Source organism: Streptomyces sp. NPDC002896, assembly GCF_040295225.1.
Lineage (GTDB): Bacteria > Actinomycetota > Actinomycetes > Streptomycetales > Streptomycetaceae > Streptomyces.
In genome coordinates, this window is record NZ_JBEOVA010000024.1 from 61,803 (window position 1) to 79,564 (window position 17,762).

The 17,762-nt window shown below is 68.2% G+C and carries 17 protein-coding genes; 15 read left to right on the forward strand and 2 right to left on the reverse strand.

Features of this window, described 5'->3' with window-relative positions; translation table 11 throughout:
• The first annotated feature begins 28 nt into the window (after nt 1–28).
• The 9 genes from ABT009_RS33630 to ABT009_RS33670 all read left to right on the forward strand — a co-directional run bounded on the left by ABT009_RS33630 (nt 29) and on the right by ABT009_RS33670 (nt 9,091).
• Nucleotides 29–1,375: an IS630 family transposase gene (locus ABT009_RS33630; RefSeq protein ID WP_351303689.1), complete on the forward strand. Its 1,347-nt coding sequence runs from the start codon at nt 29–31 to the stop codon at nt 1,373–1,375.
• A gap of 112 nt (nt 1,376–1,487) precedes the next feature.
• A complete protein-coding gene (locus ABT009_RS33635) occupies nt 1,488–2,621 on the forward strand; it encodes an IS630 family transposase (RefSeq protein ID WP_351303692.1) in 1,134 nt (377 codons plus the stop codon).
• 537 nt (nt 2,622–3,158) lie between these two features.
• A complete protein-coding gene (locus ABT009_RS33640; RefSeq protein WP_351303695.1) occupies nt 3,159–4,895 on the forward strand; it encodes an ATP-dependent nuclease in 1,737 nt (578 codons plus the stop codon).
• 32 nt (nt 4,896–4,927) lie between these two features.
• Nucleotides 4,928–5,317 carry a transposase gene (locus ABT009_RS33645; RefSeq protein ID WP_351303698.1) on the forward strand — a complete coding sequence of 130 codons (390 nt, stop codon included), beginning with the start codon at nt 4,928–4,930 and terminating at the stop codon, nt 5,315–5,317.
• Nucleotides 5,318–5,334: 17 nt separating this feature from the next.
• On the forward strand, nt 5,335–6,285 hold the full coding sequence (locus ABT009_RS33650) for a DDE-type integrase/transposase/recombinase (RefSeq protein WP_351303701.1): 951 nt from the start codon (nt 5,335–5,337) through the stop codon (nt 6,283–6,285).
• Nucleotides 6,286–6,307: 22 nt separating this feature from the next.
• A complete protein-coding gene (locus ABT009_RS33655; RefSeq protein ID WP_351303703.1) occupies nt 6,308–6,889 on the forward strand; it encodes a hypothetical protein in 582 nt (193 codons plus the stop codon).
• A gap of 262 nt (nt 6,890–7,151) precedes the next feature.
• Nucleotides 7,152–7,775, forward strand: coding sequence for a hypothetical protein (locus ABT009_RS33660; RefSeq protein ID WP_351303706.1), 624 nt, complete (start codon nt 7,152–7,154; stop codon nt 7,773–7,775).
• A gap of 177 nt (nt 7,776–7,952) precedes the next feature.
• Nucleotides 7,953–8,306 carry an AAA domain-containing protein gene (locus tag ABT009_RS33665; protein ID WP_351303709.1) on the forward strand — a complete coding sequence of 118 codons (354 nt, stop codon included), beginning with the start codon at nt 7,953–7,955 and terminating at the stop codon, nt 8,304–8,306.
• Nucleotides 8,303–9,091, forward strand: coding sequence for a C-terminal helicase domain-containing protein (locus ABT009_RS33670; protein WP_351303711.1), 789 nt, complete (start codon nt 8,303–8,305; stop codon nt 9,089–9,091). The genes ABT009_RS33665 and ABT009_RS33670 overlap by 4 nt, the downstream gene beginning before the upstream one ends.
• A gap of 39 nt (nt 9,092–9,130) precedes the next feature.
• On the opposite strand, the gene ABT009_RS33675 is transcribed toward ABT009_RS33670, so the two are convergent.
• Both ABT009_RS33675 and ABT009_RS33685 read right to left on the reverse strand, forming a co-directional pair.
• The gene (locus tag ABT009_RS33675; RefSeq protein WP_351303714.1) at nt 9,131–10,186 is read right to left on the reverse strand and encodes a beta family protein; all 1,056 of its coding nucleotides are present in this window, start codon (nt 10,184–10,186) and stop codon (nt 9,131–9,133) included.
• A gap of 738 nt (nt 10,187–10,924) precedes the next feature.
• On the reverse strand, nt 10,925–11,671 hold the full coding sequence (locus ABT009_RS33685) for a DNA-methyltransferase (protein WP_351303716.1): 747 nt from the start codon (nt 11,669–11,671) through the stop codon (nt 10,925–10,927).
• A 493-nt stretch (nt 11,672–12,164) separates the two neighbouring features.
• Between ABT009_RS33685 and ABT009_RS33690 the strand changes: the two genes are divergently transcribed.
• From ABT009_RS33690 to ABT009_RS33715, 6 genes are all read left to right on the forward strand, one after another.
• Entirely contained in the window at nt 12,165–13,277 is a 1,113-nt protein-coding gene (locus tag ABT009_RS33690) for a C40 family peptidase (protein ID WP_351303719.1), read from the forward strand.
• A gap of 69 nt (nt 13,278–13,346) precedes the next feature.
• Nucleotides 13,347–13,655, forward strand: coding sequence for a DUF6112 family protein (locus ABT009_RS33695; RefSeq protein WP_351303721.1), 309 nt, complete (start codon nt 13,347–13,349; stop codon nt 13,653–13,655).
• Nucleotides 13,655–14,347, forward strand: a complete 693-nt coding sequence (locus tag ABT009_RS33700; protein WP_351303724.1) for a hypothetical protein — start codon at nt 13,655–13,657, stop codon at nt 14,345–14,347. Before ABT009_RS33695 ends, ABT009_RS33700 begins: the two co-directional genes overlap by 1 nt.
• Before the next feature lie 38 nt (nt 14,348–14,385).
• Nucleotides 14,386–15,756 (forward strand): SCO6881 family protein, encoded by a 1,371-nt coding sequence (locus ABT009_RS33705; RefSeq protein WP_351303727.1) that lies wholly within the window; start codon nt 14,386–14,388, stop codon nt 15,754–15,756.
• Nucleotides 15,757–15,846: 90 nt separating this feature from the next.
• A complete protein-coding gene (locus ABT009_RS33710) occupies nt 15,847–17,298 on the forward strand; it encodes an SCO6880 family protein (RefSeq protein WP_351303730.1) in 1,452 nt (483 codons plus the stop codon).
• A 16-nt stretch (nt 17,299–17,314) separates the two neighbouring features.
• Nucleotides 17,315–17,746, forward strand: a complete 432-nt coding sequence (locus ABT009_RS33715) for a DUF6238 family protein (protein WP_351303733.1) — start codon at nt 17,315–17,317, stop codon at nt 17,744–17,746.
• Nucleotides 17,747–17,762: the final 16 nt, after the last annotated feature.

The following is a 17,762-nucleotide window of genomic DNA, read 5'->3' on the forward strand; positions in this document are numbered from 1 at the left end:
CGCAGGCTTAAGTCTGTAGCCTGTTTTCATGTCTCGGGGTCCTCGTGCTGTCGAAGTTGTGCTGTCCGATGAGGAGCGCGCCGAGTTGCTGCGCTGGGCGGGCGGGGCGGTGGCACCCCGTCTCGTCGAGCGGGCACGCATCGTCTTGGCGTGCGCGGACGGGAAGCCGAATACACGTGTGGCGGCGGAGTTCAAGGTAACCGCGGACACGGTGAGGAAGTGGCGCTCGCGGTTTACTGCTGGGCGGATGGCCGGACTTACGGATGAGCCGCGGTCGGGCCGGCGCAAGTCGGAGCTGGTGCTCAGCGATGACGAACGGGCTCTGCTGACGCGTTGGGCGAGGCGCGCGAAGACCGCGCAGTTCCTGGCTCTGCGCGCGAGGATCGTGCTGCGGTGCGCGGAGGGCGGGACGAATAAGCAGGTGGCGGCCGAACTCGGTGTGAGCGAGCGGTCGGTGAACCGCTGGCGAGCCCGGTTCGTCAAGCGGCGGCTGGACGGTCTGGTCGACGAGCCGCGGCCCGGTCGGCCGCCGTCCATCCTGCTCGACCAGGTTGAGGACGTTGTCGTCGCGACGCTGGAATCCACCCCGGGCCAGGACACGCACTGGTCGCGGGCCTCCATGGCCGCCCGCACCGGGCTGTCGAAGTCCACCATCGGGCGGATCTGGAAGAAGTTCGACCTCAAGCCGCACCTGCAGGATGCCTTCAAGCTCTCCACCGACCCGCAGTTCGTCGCAAAGGTCGTCGACGTCGTCGGCCTGTATCACAACCCGCCCGAGAAGGCCGTGGTGTTGTGCGTGGACGAGAAAAGCCAGATCCAGGCGCTGGACCGCTCCCAGCCGGTGCTGCCGATGATGCCCGGCATGCCCGAACGCCGCACCCACGACTACCTGCGGCACGGCATCACCAGCCTGTTCGCCGCGTTCAACATCGCCGACGGCACTGTCATCGGTGAACTGCACCGCCGCCACCGGGCGGTCGAGTTCAAGAAGTTTCTGCTCACGATAGACAAGGCGGTTCCCGCCGGGCTCGATGTGCACCTGGTGTGTGACAACTACGCCACCCACAACACCCCCGAGATCAAGACCTGGCTTGGCAAGCACCCCCGCTTCCATGTCCACTTCACTCCGACTGGCTCCTCCTGGATCAACCAGGTCGAGCGGTGGTTCGGCCTGCTGACCGACAAGCTCATTCGCCGCGGCGTCCACACCTCGGTGAAGGCGCTGGAGGACGACATCAGGGCCTGGATCGACTCGTGGAACGAGAACCCCAGGCCCTTCACCTGGACCAAGACCGCTGACGAGATCCTCAAATCCCTCGCCGACTACCTCACCAAGGTCACTCCACCAGCCACCCAGAATCAGCAAGAGACTTAAGCCTGCGATTTCAGGCGCAGGACACTAGTGCCGCATCAGGCAACGTTCGCCCTGTCGTGACGCATCGCTCGATTTGCTGCGCTGGGCGGTGTCGGACGGCCAGAATGATCACGTGGCTGAACGTGTGCGGGTCCGGGAGATTGACGACGACGAGGGCAGGCGGTTGCTGCGGATCATCCGAAGAGGCAGCGGTTCAGTGGTGACCTGGCGGCGGGCCCAGATGGTGCTGTTATCCGCCCAGGGCATGTCCGTGGCGAAGATCGCCGAGGTGACATTCACCAGCCCGGACCGCGTCCGGGACGTGCTCCACAACTTCAACGCCGACGGCTTCGACTCGCTCTACCCCAAGTACAAGGGTGGGCGGCCGAGAACCTTCACCCTCCCAGAACGTCGGGAGATCAAGAAGATCGCCAAGTCCAAGCCGGCCGAGCACGGCCTGCCGTTCTCGACCTGGAGCCTGGCCAAACTGGCCGACTTCCTGGTCGCCGAGGGGGTGGTCGACGACATCAGCCACGAGGGCCTTCGGGTCCTGCTCCGCGAGGAGGGCGTCTCCTTTCAACGCATAAAGACCTGGAAGACCTCACGCGACCCGGACTACGCGGCCAAGAAGGCCCGCGTCGAGCATCTCTACGCGATCGCCGACGGCGAGGTCATACCCGAGGAAGGCGAGCCCGAAGTCGTTTTCTGCATGGACGAGTTCGGGCCGCTCAACCTCCAGCCCCACCCCGGCCGGCAGTGGGCCGAGCGCGGCGGCCGGCACAAGGATCCCGACCGGGAACCCAGACCACGCCGGCGGGCGACCTACACCCGCCCGCATGGAGTCAGGCACTTGTTCGCCGCCTACGACCTGGGCAACGACAGGCTCTACGGCCACATCAAACCGAAGAAGAACAGGACGAAGTTCCTGGAATTCTGCCGCTACCTGCGCAGCCTCTACCCGCCCAAGATCCGCATCGCGATCGTGCTCGACAACTTCTCCCCGCACCTGACCACCAAGAAGGACACCCGGGTCGGCGACTGGGCCACAGGCAACAACGTCGAGTTCGCCTACACGCCGACCAACAGCTCCTGGCTGAACCGGATCGAGGCCCAGTTCACTGCCCTGCGCTACTTCGCGCTGGACGGCACCGACCACGCCAGCCACAAGGAGCAGGGAAGCATGATCCGCCGCTACATCATCTGGCGGAACAAGCACGCCGCCGACGAACGACTCCGCGAGATCGTGGACAGGGCGAACGTTGCCTGATGCGGCACTAGTCGGCGGGGTGCCGCTGGCCGACGCGGACGGGGAGCACCGTGGATGGCCGCTGGGTCCGGTGGCAGGCCCCCCGGGGTCCACTCGGGCGGCGTGCAGTTCGACGCCTTCGCTGCGCAGGTCCATCATGGGGTTCTGCCCACGTGGACGTTCTGGAGTGGCGGAGACGCCAGCAGCGCCAAGGGGCGCTCCTCTTCTGGCCGCATGCTGCCCCCTCCGCGTTGCAGGACGTGATCTTCGAGGTTTCCGATGGGCTCGCGCAGAAGGTGGTGACTGCCCTACGGCGGGGGCTGCATGCCGAGAGTCGTGCCGACATCCGCGCGTAGCTCGTACCACAAGCCGCTTCGGCGAAAACTCGTTGATCCCGGCACAAGACCGTGCCAGCCGAGCAGCCGGGGAGGCATCAGCGGGAAGGGGGCACACATACCTCAATCGACGACGGGCAGTGCAAGACGCCCGCGGGACAGGTGGCACAGCGATCAAAAGAGGGGGCTGCACAGCGCATCACTGAGCGATGATGTTCGCAGAGTGACCGAGTCGATCGGGGGATCTGGCATGCATCTGAGCCGTGTCGAGGTGAGCGGTCTGCGCGCGAGCGCAGAGACTCCAATGAGCTGCGACCTTCCCGGCAGATTCAGTGTGCTGATCGGTGCGAACGGCGCGGGCAAGACGACACTCACAGACGCGCTCTACCTCGCACACCCAGGGAGCCGGTTTCCCGTGCTACCGAGGCCGACTTCAGCTGTCCTGGCATCACCTGATGCCGGCATAGAGCGCAGCGTCGATATCACCTATGCGCTGGGAGACGACCTCGACGCGGAGGGGCGGCTTGGCCGCGAGCTTCACACCACGGGGCACCGGCGCCTCGGTGGAGACGCTGAATCCTGGAGTGTCTCCCTTCACCGACAACTGGGGACGGTCACCTCCCGCCTGACCAACAGCCACGGAGTTACGCGGAAGCTTGACCAGTTCAAACTGATCTACCTTCCCGCCTGGCGTCATCCGCTGGACGAACTGGCTCGACGCGAGGTACGCATCCTGGTCGAGCTGCTACGGGCGCGGCAGCAGGAACTCCACGGCAGCCGCAACCTGGTGGCTCTACGGGCCCGTGCCTCTCAGCTGTTGGAGGACCTTGCAAAAGATAGCTTGATCGACGCCGTCGAGGCACGGATCGGCGAACACTTGGGCAGGTTGTCTGCCGGAGTAAGTCGGCAATGGCCTTACGTCCGCGGCCAGGTCATCGACGACACCTACCTCGCGCGCGTCCTGGAAATTATGCTCGCCGTCATCGAAGGCCGCTCGGCAGCCCGTCCCCTGGAAGTTTCCGGGCTGGGGTATGTCAACCTCCTGCATACTGCGGTGACGTTGGCTGCAATACCCGACTCCAACGAAGTCCCCCTCGCTTCGCCGAACTCGCCGGAAGGAACCGGCGATCACGGGTCCCTCTCCGAGGAGGAGCAGGCGAGGCAAGCCTTCGAGAACCTGGCCCAAGCACAAGCCGAAGCGGCTTCCGAGGAAGACTCCTTCTTCTCCACGGCACCCTTCCACGCAACGGTCATCATCGAGGAGCCCGAGGCGCACCTCCACCCCCAGCTACAGCACTCACTGGTCCGCTACCTGCGCAGAACCGTCAAATCGCGACCCGAGCTGCAGGTGATCCTCACCAGTCACGCGACCGACATCATCACCGCCTGCGACCCTGCGGAGCTCGTCGTCGTGCGTCGCACCAGCCACGGAAGCATCAGTCGCTGCGTCAAGGACGTCGTCCCGCCCCAGCATCGCGATGCCACGCTGCGCATGGCCAGACTGCACCTCGACGCGAGCCGTTCATCGGCACTCTTCGCCGAGCGCCTGCTTTTGGTCGAAGGAGTGACGGAAGGCGCCGTGGTGCGAGAGTTCGGCCGCGCCTGGGCAGCCGACGACGAAGCGAAGCAAGCCTTTATTGATGCCCTGAGCATCGTCCCCGTGGGCACCAAGGTAGGCCAATGGGCCGCCCATCTCCTGGCTACACCGGGGGCGGAATTGTGCACGAAGCTGGCCATCCTCCGTGACAGCGACAGCGACCTCCCCTTCGACAGCGCGCGCGATACGCCCAAGTGGCTGGCCGAGCACGATGCCTCCGTTGTCCAAGCCTTCATCAGCCACCCCACCCTCGAGCCGGCGATCACTCCGGGCAACGAGCACCTCGTCGAGGAAGCCCAGCGAACAATTGACCCGAAGCCCTCTCTGACAGCCTCGGCTGAGACGCCCGCTTTGCCGGGTTAGGCTGGAAGGGCGAGACAGGAGTACACCCCGGCATGGCCAGCACCACCCCCCGTAGCTCCGGATCGGATCCGGCGCCCCGTCCGAAGCGGCGGACGTTCTCCGCGGAGTACAAACTGCGGATCGTCGCCGAGTACGACGCCGCCCCGACCGGGGAGAAGGGCGCGATCCTGCGGCGTGAGCGGCTGTACCACTCGCACGTGATCGAGTGGCGCCAGGCCCGCGAGGCCGGCGCCCTGGACGCCCTGACCGACCAGCGGACCTCTGTCGCCCGTCCGAAGAAGGCGGCCGAGCAGGCCGAGCTGGAACGGCTGCGCAAGAAGGTCGCCCAGTTGGAGAAGGACCTGGCCCGCCGCGACGCAGCCCTGGAAGTCATGGGAAAAGCCAACGCGCTCTTGGAACTGCTCTCCGAGAGCGCGGACTGAAGCACGCCGCCGCGCCGGTGATCGACGAGGCGTTCGCGGTTGTCCAGGGCCAGTTGGGGACCACGGCTGCCTGCCGGCTGACCGGTCGGTCGCGCGCCACCCACTACCGTCACCTCAACCCGAAGCCGAAGACCGCACCGTCCCCGAGAAACCGGCCGGAGTACGTCGACCTGCCGCCCGCCCAGGTGTGGGCGCGTGAGCTGGACGCGGGGAACTACTGGTGTTCGGAGCGGACGATGTACCGGATCCTGGCCGCTGCCGGGCAGAACGGTGAACGCCGCCGGCAGGCCACCCACCCGCCCAGGACGATTCCCGAGCTGGTCGCGAACGGGCCCTCGGAGGTGTTCACGTGGGACATCACGCGGCTGCCCGGCCCGGCCAAAGGCATCTGGTACCACGCCTACGTGATCATCGACATCTTCAGCCGCTACATCGTCGGGCACACCGTCGAACTGGTTGAAACGGCCGAGCGGGCCGAAGAGTTGATCCGCGAGACCATCGAGCGCAACGGCATCGTGCCCCACACCGTCCACGCGGACCGCGGCACGTCCATGACCAGCAAGAAGGTCTCCCAGCTGCTGATCGACCTCGGTGTCACCCGGAGTCATTCCCGTCCCCGGGTGAGCAACGACAACCCCTTCAGCGAAAGCCAGTTCCGCACCACCAAGTACGCACCCGACTACCCCGAACGCTTCGACTCCCTGGCGCACGCCCGGGAATGGATGGAGGCGTTCATCACCTACTACAACCACGACCACCGGCACTCCGGGATCGGCCTGCACACTCCCGCCTCGGTCCATTTCGGCACCGCCCAGGAGGTGAGGGACCAGCGGGCCGTCGCCCTCGCCGAGGCCTACGAACGCCGCCCCGAACGCTTCGCCCGACGACCGAAACCACCCGAGATACCCGGCCAGGTCTGGATCAACGACCCCAACAAACGAGCGCAACTCGAACCACAAAGCTCATAGCGATGTAAACGTCTCATTTGACTTGACAACTACCGTAGTCCTTGCACACAAATGGAAAACTCTGTGGGACTCCGATCCACACGTCCTTCCCCTCGCCATCAAGCCTCGCGTTGGTCAGGTCCAAGAGGCGATATGCACCCTGCTCCTCAACGAGATCACTCAGAATGCGCTCGGCCTGCAGGCAGTGTTCCTGCACGATGCTCTGGTCACACTCGGCCTGGAGAAGGAAAATCTAGCGACAACCCTCCGCCCCTGCCTGCAGGAAGCCGTCACTCACCTCAAAGGCGGCACCCCGCCATCGCTGGTGTGGGAAAGCCTGACAGACACCCTGGCCGACCGCATTCCGGCGGTCGCTGCGCAACAGCACGCGCGCAAGCCGCTCCGCGCACTGGCTCGTCTACAACTGCGGCTTGGAGATGACCAGCTAGTGCCTGGCCTGACCTGTCACCAATCCAAGGGGCGCGAGTGGAACACAGTAGGCATAAGGCTGAGCGGGGCAGACGCATCGGCCCTGGCGCTCGGCCTCGACCCTGCACAGGCCGACCATCGCGCCCTCTACGTCGCGCTCACGCGTGCTCGCCTCGACACGCTGGCCCTCATATGAGCAGCGTCTGCTGATAGGCACCGGGTCCGAATCCGGGAACGGCTGGACCTGGGTGCTCGCGCGGCGATGAGGACGCGCTTCCGGCGACCTTACGTGTTGATGCCGACGCAGGGCACTTCAACTGGCCGATCGGACACGGCGGGCACGCGCACCATTCATGTTCAAACACCAGGTCAACGTGCGCCTGCCGATTCCGAACTGGAGCATCGCTGCCTCAGGGCTGGTCCCACGCCTGACGATGGACCACTCCGCCTCGTTAGTGATGAAGAGATTACCGGCCAGCCAGTCGGCCTCTTCTTCGATCTCCCCGTCCCAGTGCCTGCAACCGCAGATCGCGCCGGGCCTGCTGATGCGCACAGGCAATGCCGAGGCTCTGGAGCGGGAGGCGGCGAAGCTGGAGCAGCTGCTCGGTGAGCCCGCCCAGGCCCCGCGGCGCGGATCGGCGACCGTGGGCGGGGAATTACGTAACACCCGTGGGACGGCGGACGGGCTGCGGGCGGAGGCGGCACGCCGCGTCGGCGAGGAGGAGCGGCTGCTGGAACTGCTCCGGAACCGGGAGCAGCAGGCGGCCGCGCTGGATCTGCCGCTGCCGCTCCTGGAAGGCGTCTGGGCGGCCGACGAGGACGGCGTGGGCGTCCTGGGGCGCTGGGAGGACAGGGCAAGGAAGGTGGCCCGGACCAGCTGGTGGCTGCTCGGCCCGTGGCGCCGGGGACGGGCACTCGGCGCGCTGGTCTCGGCCGGGGCTGATGTCCCGGACGGGGATCGGCCGTCGTGGCCGGCGTGGGCGACCGAGCGGCCGGTGCCGCCCGAGCTGCTGGAGTCGCTGGCGGACGCGGTGGCCGTGGAACAGGAGGTGCGGGAGCTCGTACCCCGGCACACGGGATAGGACGAGGACCGGCTGAGGCAGTCGCGGCTCGCGACGGCGGAAGCACTGTCCGAACTGTCGGCGGAGCTGTCCCGGGCAGTGTCGGCCGAGGCGTTGGCGAGGGCACGCGGGCTCATGGGCCAGCGGCTCCAGGCTTTGCGGGGACGCTCGGGCTACCAGCGGAGCCAGAGGAACCTGATGGCCCACATCAAGGGGTGGGCCATCAGCACCCATTCGGTGCGCCAGCTGGAACTCACGCCAAAACTCTTCGACCTCGTCGTCATCGACGAGGCGAGCCAGTGTTCCATCCCGTCCGTGCTGCCGCTGCTGTTCCGGGCGCGCCGAGCGCTGATTATCGGCGACCCCATGCAACTGGGGCACATCCCCGGCGTGTCACCGCAGCAGGAACAGCAGGCGCGGGTCAGGGCCGGGCTGAGCGCGGCACATCTGGAGGGCCACCGGCTCACGTACCACGTGTACTCCTCGTACCACGCAGCCGATCAGCACGGCGCCCCCGCGCTACCCAACACCACCAGCACGACCGCCGGATGATCGGCTACACCACGAGAAGGGACACGACCCGGTCCTGGCGCAACGCGGCGGAGGCGGAGGCCGTGCGGCGGGTGGTGGACGAACTGCTGGCGCGGCTGCCGCAGGACGCCACGGTGGGGGTGGTCACGCCGTTCCGGGCGCAGAAGGAGGCACTGGCGCGGATGTGGCGCGACGACGATCGGGTCCGGGTCGGATCGGTGCACGCCTTCCAGGGCGGGCCGCGCGACGTGATGGTGCTGAGCCCGGTGGCCACGCACAACACGCCGTCGAGGACGGCGCACTGGGTGGCGAGCCAGGTCAACCTGTGGAATGTGGCGGTCACCCGGGCCAAGTCGCAGCTGATCACCGTGGGCGGTCACGCGTTCTGGCAGGGGCAGAGCGGTCTGCCGACGCTGCTCGCGAGTCGCTTGATGCCGCTGGGGCGGACGGGTGAGGACGGCGTGCCGGTGGTGACGGCCACCTCGGTGACCGGGTTCCGCGAGGGGCTCGCCGACCGGCTCCAGCAGTACCTCGCCGCGCGCGGGATCACCGAAGTGGAACGGGCGGCGATGGTCGGCGGACACCCGGTGGACCTGCTGTTCACCGAGGCCGGGAAGAACACGGCGGTACTGATCGACCCCGGCCCGCCGCCCGGCGGTGACCCGGCACGGCACCTGCGGCTGATCCACACGCGAGGGGACCTGCTGATCGGGCTGTCGTCCGGCGGCTACGGGGCGAAGGCTGCCCGGTGGGCCGCACGGTGCGGGTGCCGGCGTGGCGGATCCTGGCGGGCGAGAAGATGCTGACGCTGCTGTTCGACTGAGCCCAGCCGTGCCCCGGCCGATTCAGCTGATGGGGAGGCACCGGACGACGTAAGTCATGTGCTGGACGTTGCCCGCCCAGAGCCACTCAGTGGGTCCGCCCGTGTCCTCTCCGGATGTGGCGGGCCCGTCCGCGCAAGCGCGCAGCCAGCACTCTCCGGCCCCGGCGGTCGCTCCCCTGAACTCGGGCAGGTCGAGGATCTGCCGGGCCGCCCGCCGGTTGACCGCGATCCGGTCGGCTCCCCGAGCCAGAACCTTGCAGAGAACGAAAGAGCGCTCGGTGGTGTAACGGAGAACGCCCCAGGGCGGGCCTCCTTTGCTGTCCGGCGTCGGTGCCTGGGTAAGAGCGCCGGCAGGCTGCACGCCGTAGTCGCCGTACCCGAGCAGCGGAAGGTAGGCGCGGCCGCTCGCCCGTACCTCGTGCCACATGTGCCAGTCGGTGCGAGGTTCTTCCCGCAAGCCGTGTTCCAGCATGTCGCCCGTGACGCGGGGGAATCCTCCTGCGAGAACGGAGACGGTCCGCCACGGTGTCAGGGGAACCAGCGCGTCGAGGGCGCGCAGTGCCTCCTTGCCCGCGTCGGGCCGGTCGCCGAGGACGCTGCTCATGTCCAGCAGCAGATCGACGGGCACGGCCGGATCTGCCCGGGCCAGGAGGCTGCGAACGGCTTCGGCGGTGTCACCGTCCCACTCCGTCGTGACGCGCACGCGGACGCCGACACCGTCGCAACTGCGGGCCGTCTCCAGGGCCGCGGTCTGCTGCGCCTCGGTCCGTTCCGGCCCCGTGACCGGGCGCAGCCGGCCCAGCTCGCTATAGACGAACAGGGCGTCGGCGAGCGAGGAGATCTGCGCGTCCTCGGCGAAGGGAGCGTCGATCCATCCGCCATGATGTCGATGGGCCCCGCTCACCGGGTCGACGAACTTCCGGACGGCGCGGTGTAGCCCTGCCGGCGCCACGGCAGGCAGTGGCGGAAGATTCCACAGTGGCATGAGCGCGGCCCGGACGTCCGGCCGCAGACGTCGATAGGCCTCGGCCGCATGCGGCCGAGCCGGCAGAACGGGAACATAGAGCGGTCCGGACATCGCGGCTCCCCTCGGCACTGCCCGCGCGCTTTTCCCTCCCTTTCAGGGTCCGCGAACGTGAGGGCGCGTGAAAAGAGAGCCCTTTCAGCCCGAATGGCCGAAGTGCGCAAGCGCCTGGCGACTTCCTGACCAGCTCTCGCCGATCCAACAAGGTTTTTTGATCGTGTGACTTGAGGATCGTGCGTGCATCGCGCGACGTGCGACTGGTGACGTATGTGCGGCGGACCAGAGCGGCGTAAAGGTTTGGCCGAGCTTCTGGCCCGCGCCGCCCAGGCCGAGGGCGCAGGCAGACGCCGTGGGGCCCGGGCCTCGCTCGGTCAGCAGCGAGACCAGTGCGAGATGAGAGCGGTGCGCGGGAGGATGCCGTCGCTGGCGCCGGCAATTGCGAGCTTCTGGTACTCGAGGCCCTCCGGTTTTGCGGCCCTCACCCGACGGCGCTGCGCGTCCGCGCGATCCTGGGCCGCCTGTGCCGAATAGGCACCCTGGCCTCCGTTGCGGGCCACCTCACGCGAGATCACCGACGGTTTACGTCCCAGCGCTGACCGTACGGGCGTTCGGTCGTCGCGGCACCGGTGGCCTGGAGGTTCGTATTGGCTCGGCGGCGAATCTTGAGCGTGTTCGGCCGCTGATCATGGCGGCCTTCGAGAGAGAGTGGCGTCTGCAAGGAAGAGGGCGGGCCACCGTGTTGTTGGTGGCCCGCCGTTCTGAAGTCTGGTGGTTGCCCAGTCAATCTGGACATCACGCCTCCGGTCCTGCGAGTTCGACGTCCTGCTGGGTGAGTTCGGCGCGCAGTCGTTCCTCGGCGATCTCGGCGTAGTGGTCCGAGAGTTCGATGCCGATGAAGTCGCGGCCTTCGCGGAGTGCAGCGATGCCGGTTGAGCCGCTGCCGGTGAACATGTCGAGGACGGTGCCGTCTTCGCGGCAGATCTGGACGAGCTGGCGCATGACGTCCATGGGTTTCTGGGTGATGTGGACGCGGTCCTTGCGGGGTTGGGAGGCGGTGAAGTCGCCGGGGAGGTAGAGGTCTCGAGCGTTGTCGAGGCGTCCCTTAGTGCCCCAGACGATAAATTCGGCGGACTGTTTGAAGCCTCCCTTGCGCGGGCGACTGGCCGGCTTGAGCCACGGGATCAGTCCCTGCCAAGTCCAACCGGCCATCTGGAGTGCGTCTGTTGTGGTGGGCAGCTGCCTCCAGTCCGTGAAAACGAGGGCGGGCGCGTGCTCGACGGAGGCCCGGTAGGACTCGGTGAGCAGGTCGGTGAGCCACGCTCGGTAGCTGCGCTGGTCGCGGTTCTCGCCGGGGAAGGAGGCGAGTTCGTGAGCGCTGTTGCTGGTGACGTACTTGTCCCGGGCGCTGCGGCTGGTGCGCTCGGCGCTGGTACGGCCTCCGGAGTTGTAGGGCGGGTCGGTGATGACGGCGTGGACGCTCGCGTCGGGGATGGTCTGCAGGACTGTTAGGGCGTCGCCGCGGTGCAGCGTGTAGCTCAAGAGCGCGGGCCTTTCTCCGGGGAGAGGGACGAACGCGCCGGACAGTAGCCGGTGATCACGGCCGTACCTAGTCCGACGGCGTTCGCGCTCCCCGGCTGGCGGCTGTGGTCATTTGGTGCGGCCGGAATGCGCGTCTACTGTCTCGCCCCGTCAGCCAGCCCGGCCAAGGAACCGGGCTCTGACCTGCATGTTCCACATTTCCTCACGCCGCCACGTCCACCGGGCCTGGCTCGTTTCTCTGGAGTCCCCATGCATCTCAAGAGATTACGAGCGCGGCTTGCTGCCGCGCTCGATCCCGACGTGGGGCCGGTGTTGCACCGGCTCCACGTCCCTCAGCCCACCCGTCGGCAGAGAACGGACGGCGCAGTGACGGCTGCCGCCCCTTCGGCCGCCTGCACCGCTCCGTCGCGCAGCACGTGGAGATTGCCATGCCTGAGATACCCCCGCACCTTCGCTCGGCGGCGACCCGGCAGGGCGACATCGGGCCGGTCTCTTGAAGAAGACCGGTGCGGCGATCGCTCTGCTGGCCTGCGGGCCGCTCCTGTTGACCGCGCCGGTGCTGTTCGCAGCGAGCGGTGTTGCCACGGCCGCCTGTCAGACCGGTGCCGCAGCGTCCATCGATACTGCGGCGGTCGCCGAGAAGGTGGAGGACATTCTGGGCGGTGGTTCCGGCTCCGACGCCTCGATGCCGGGGCTATCCTCGCCGGCCAAGCAGATTCCGAACGCCCGGGTCATCACGGCGACCGGGATCGCGATGAAGATACCGGCCCGCGGTCAGGTCGTCGCGCTGGCGACAGCCCTGCAGGAGAGCGGTCTGCGAAACCTGACCTATGGCGACCGGGATTCCGTCGGCCTGTTCCAGCAGCGTCCGTCGCAGGGCTGGGGCACGGTCGAGCAGATCCTCGATCCGGTGTACGCGTCGACCAAGTTCTACGAGCGCCTGCGCAAGGTCTCGGGTTGGGAGTCATTGACCGTCACCCAGGCCGCGCAGGCCGTGCAGCGCAGCAGCTTCCCGGACGCCTACGCGAAGTGGGAGCCGCTGGCGACCGCGCTCCAGCAGGCGCTGGCCCCGCTCCTTGACTCCGGAGAGGGGCATGTCGCCAGCCGGAACGGCTTCGCAGCAGCTTCTGCCTCGTGTGCCGGCGCGGACGGCTCGGCGTTCGGTCCGATCCCGGCAGGGGCGGTGCCCGACGGGTACGCGATCCCGCCCGACGCGTCGGCGAAGGCGAGGACTGCGATCCGCTGGGCGATGGGTCAACTCGGCACCGCGTACCAGTGGGGCGGGAGCTGTACTGACGCGCACAGTCAGGATCCGATGGGCCGGTGCGACTGCTCATCGCTGATGCAGCAGTCCTACCGAGCCGCCGGGGTGACGCTATCCCGCACGACCTATACGCAGGTCAAGGAGGGCAAGGCCGTATCGGTCAGTGCCCTCGAGCCTGGCGACCTGCTGTTCACCGGGGGCACGGCCGCCTCTCCCCAGCACGTCGGGATGTACATCGGCGAGGGCCTGGTCATCCATGCCCCCAGGACCGGCGACGTGGTCCGCATCGTCACGCTCGCGTCCTGGAAGAGCGAGATCCTCGCCGCACGCCGCGTCCTCTGATGAACCCCCTTCTCCGCCCTGAACCAGGCGGGCCTTCCACCAGCCGCAAACCGAACAGGAGCTCTTTTAATGCATGTATTCGACACGGTCGTGCAGCTTGCCTACGACCCCGGCGTCACCCCCAACGAGGGCGGCCTGCCGGGCCTGTCAGTGCTGAAGAAAGTCATGGGGTCGATCAACCTCTTCGGCATCATCGCCGTCGTCGGCTCCATGGCCATGTCCGCGGGCGTGTGGGCGTGGGGTCATCACAGCGGCGGCCATCAGGCGGAGGCCAATGGCAAGAAGGGTGTCCTGGTGTCGGCGGGCGCCGCCCTTCTGTTGGGCGCGGCCAACGGCATCGTCACCTTCTTCTCCGCGCTCGGGTCGCAGGTGCGCTGATGAAGGTACGTGTCCGTTCCTCTCCCGATGGCAGGTCCCCAGTGTGGCGGCGGACTCTGCTCGGCACCGCAGTGCTCGCCGTCCTGGTCGCCGTCGCCGGTCTGGTCAGTTATCTCGCCCACTCTGACGACGCCCCTGCCGCAGCGGCGTCGCCCCGTCTACCTGCCGCGGCAGAGCCGTCTCCGACCACCGGTTCCCAGACCGGCAACGCGAAGGACTCCCCGTCCGGCAGCGTGAAGGGGCCGCCGTCGACCCGCGATCCGCTGGCCTTCGCCAAGGCGGCAGCGGTGGCGCTGTGGTCGTACGACACGCGGGCCAGCACCCAGCCGCGTCATATCGCCCGGCTGCACCGTTGGTTGTCCGACGAGAAGAAGTTCACGGACAAGGACTCGGTCGACGCGTTGGTTCCCTCCCCTCTTCTGTGGGAGCAGATGGCGGAGCAGGGTCAGTACGCCACGGCCACGGCTGGTGAGGCTCACCTCCCCGATGTGTTCACGCGAGCGCTCCAGGACGACCCCGGCAAGATCACGACCGCGTACGTGTACGCGGTAACCGTCTCCGGCAAGCAGAAGGTCGCCTGGGACGGCTCCCCGAAGGGTGGTGCGGAGTCCCGGACCGTCACCCTCGCCGTGCAGTGCCGCCCTTCCCAGGACTGCGTCCTGGCCGGCGTTCTGCCCACCGTGGCCCCCTGAGCCCTCACTCGCCTTGATCAGAAAGGAGGTGCTCCTCCATGGCTGTATGTGACCTGCCGTTGATGGACAAGGTCTGCGGTGCGGTCGAGTTCGCCTCGAACCCGGCCGGATCGATCACCGACGGCATCGGTGCCTGGATTGCCAAGAGCGTCGGCGAACTCGCCGCCACTGCCGCTGAACTCGCGGCCGATGCGGTCGACTCCACGACCGCCATCGACCTCAACGCCGGATGGTTCCGCGACAACTATGAGCTGCTGCTGCCCATTGGGCTCGTGCTCACTGTCGGGACCTTCTGCCTCCAGCTCATCATGGCCGCCTGGCGGCGCGACGAACGCGCGCTGGCCCAGGCCGCCATCGGCACCATGACCGGTGTTCTGTTCAGCTTCTGCGCCGTCTCGTTCACCGCGGTGGCCGTCACCGTGGTCGACGCCTTGTCCGCCGGCCTGTTCGAGGCGGCGAACACCTCGATCGACGACGCCGTACGCCGCGTGATCAACGCAGCGAACATGGGACCGATGTTCTCACTGGGCTGGATCGTGGCGGCGATCGTGGGCCTGGGCAGCGCCATCGGCGCGTTCCTGTACTGGGGCGTGATGGTGGCCCGCAAGGTCGGTGTGCTGATCCTGGTCACCTTGGCGGTGTTCGCCGGAGCCGGCGGTGGTTGGGAGGTCGCCAAGCGGTGGCGGCGCAGCTGGATCGAGGCCACGGCCGCGCTGGTGGTCTCGAAGCTGCTGATGACCGTGGTGTTCCTCGTCGGTGTCTCCGCGATGGGCAAGGCCGATCCGAAGGACGGCATGGCTGCCCTGTCCGATGCCATGGCAGGCATCGTCGTGATGGTCCTGGTGCTGCTCTGCCCGTACGCGACGTACAAGTTCGTGCACTGGGCGGGTGACGGCGGCAGCGCCGGCGACCTGCACCGCACCGGTGCCGCCGGTATGGCTGTCGCGGCCGGGGCGGCGAAGACCGCTGCCGGAGCGGTGATGCGGGCGTCGGCTGGTGGCGCCGCGCCGCAGGGCCCCAGCTCGATTCCGGGGGCAGGCAGCGACGGCGTGGCCACCGGCATCGACCCGACCGGCGGCCGGTTCAGCAAAGAGGGCATCGACGGCGGCGAAGCGAAACCGCAGACGCGGTTCCGGTTCGGCGAAGACCCTTCCGCGCCGGGAGACAAGGGGACCCCGCTCATTCAGCGACCGGGTATCCCGCCTCTGATCAACCGTCCCTCCTCCGACGGGGCCTCCGGTACGGCACCGGGCGCGTCCCCCGCCATGGCGGCCCCTGCAGCGGGTCCCGTGGGTGAGGCTGCCAGCGCGGGACCCATCTCGACGGTTGCCAACAGCCCTGCCGGGCCTCCGCCGGCGAACGGCCAGGCGGATTCCTGGGATTTCCCGCGGCCACCTGAAGGCTCCTGACCTGACCGGGTTGGGTGGGCAGCGGACCTGCTGCCCACGCCTCCGGAGCCCCTGACCACCGATCACCTTCTCTTTCTCCTTGGGATCACCTTGCCCGAAACCCCAACCGTTCGGTTCCCGCACCGTAGCCGACGCGGCATTCTGCTCGGCCTGACCGCTCCGCAGCTCGTATTCGCCGGCCTCTCCGGCCTTCTGCTCCTGGCCGTCGTCCTGGCTGCCGGTGTCGTCGGCGCGCTGCAGCTTCTTCCACTGTGGGCACTGTTGGCCGCAGCGACCTTCCTCCGCTACCGCGGCCGGTCGCTGGCCGACTGGGCACCGATCGTCGCCCGCTACCTGATACGCCGTGCCCGCGGCCAGCTCGTCTGGCTGGTCCGGCCCTCCTCTCGACCTCGCCGCGAAGGGCTGCTGCACCTGCCCGGCCGTGCCGCCAGCCTGCGGGTCGTCAAGTCACCGCACCGCCGCTTCGCCGCCGTGCACGATCCGCATGCCGGAACCCTGACGGCCGTCGTCAAGGTGTCGGCCCGTGCCTTTGCGCTGCTCGACCCGGGCGCCCAGAACGCCAACGTGTCCGGCTGGGGCCGCGCGCTGGCCGCCCTCGCCCGCACCGGCCAGGTCGCCCGCCTCCAGGTCCTGGAGCGGACTGTCCCCGACTCCGGCGATGCTCTGCGCCGCTATTGGGAGGAGCACGGCAACCCGGACGCCACGCTGGCCGGCCCGCTATACGAGGAGTTGATCGAGAGCGCCGGACCGGCTGCCGCGCCCCACGAGGCGTACGTCGCTCTCGCGCTCGACATGAAGGCGGCCCGTCGGCTGATCTCCCAGGCCGGCGGCGGTCTGACCGGTGCCTTCGCAGTGCTCGGCCAGCTCACCGCGACATTCGAGCAGGCCGCCCGCACGGCCGGGCTCACCCCGCTCGGATGGCTGACTGCCGGAGAGATCGCCGCTGTGGCCCGCACCGCCTACGACCCCAAGGTGCTCTCCGCCCTGGACCGGTGGTCCGACTCCGGACGGCCGACGGCCGACCCTGCCTCTGCCGGACCGGTCGTGGTGGTCGAGAAGGCGGACCACATCACCACAGACACCGCCGTCCACACCACCTACTGGGTGGAGAACTGGCCGCGCACCGAGACCAGCGCCGGGTTCCTGCACCAGCTCCTCTTCACCGCCGGAGTGCGCCGCACCCTCAGCCTCACCTTCGAGCCCAAGGGTCTGGAAGCCGCGATGCGGGACGTGCAGCGCAAGAAGGCCAGCATCATCGCCGACGCCACCGAGCGTTCCCGGCGCGGCCAGGTCGACTCCGAGGCCGACTCCATCGAGTACCGGGACGTCAAGGAACGCGAGCGCCAGCTCATCGCCGGCCACGCCGACATCGCCCTCACCGGCCTCCTGACCGTCTCCGCCGACAGCGAGGAAGAACTCCGTGCCGCCTGCGCCACCGTGGAGACGGCCGCCGTGGCAGCCCAGTTGGACCTGCGCACGCTGACCTGGCAGCAGGCCGAGGCGTTCACCACCGCCGCCCTCCCCTTCGCACTCCGCTCCTGAGGCAACCAGCACCTTTATGCAGCGCCCCACCGAACCCGCCCAGGACTTCGTTCCATTCGCCACCGCAGCGATCGACTTCCACCAGGCCCTCAACCTCCCCGCCAGCCCGCTGGTGGCCAGTCGCAGCGAACTCGACTCCCTGCACGCCCACCTCACGTCGCTCCTCGCCCTGCTCGACGCGCATGCGCAGCGCGCGGGAAAGCTACTGCCCACCCTCGCCCGGCCGCTCGCCGCCGCCCGGCTGCGGGCCTGGCAGGTCACCGACCTGCTCCACACCGCCTTCCACGCGGCTCCGCATGACGGCGGCGAACCGGACCCGCCCAGCGACCTCCGGAGCGGGCTTCCCGAGGGGGCGCCAGAGCTGACCATCTGCCACCGCCACCAGCGTGCCTCCCGCCTCCTGCGCCGTCGCGCCACACCCACCGACCTGCGCCACGACCGGCCCTGACCACGACCGAAGGATC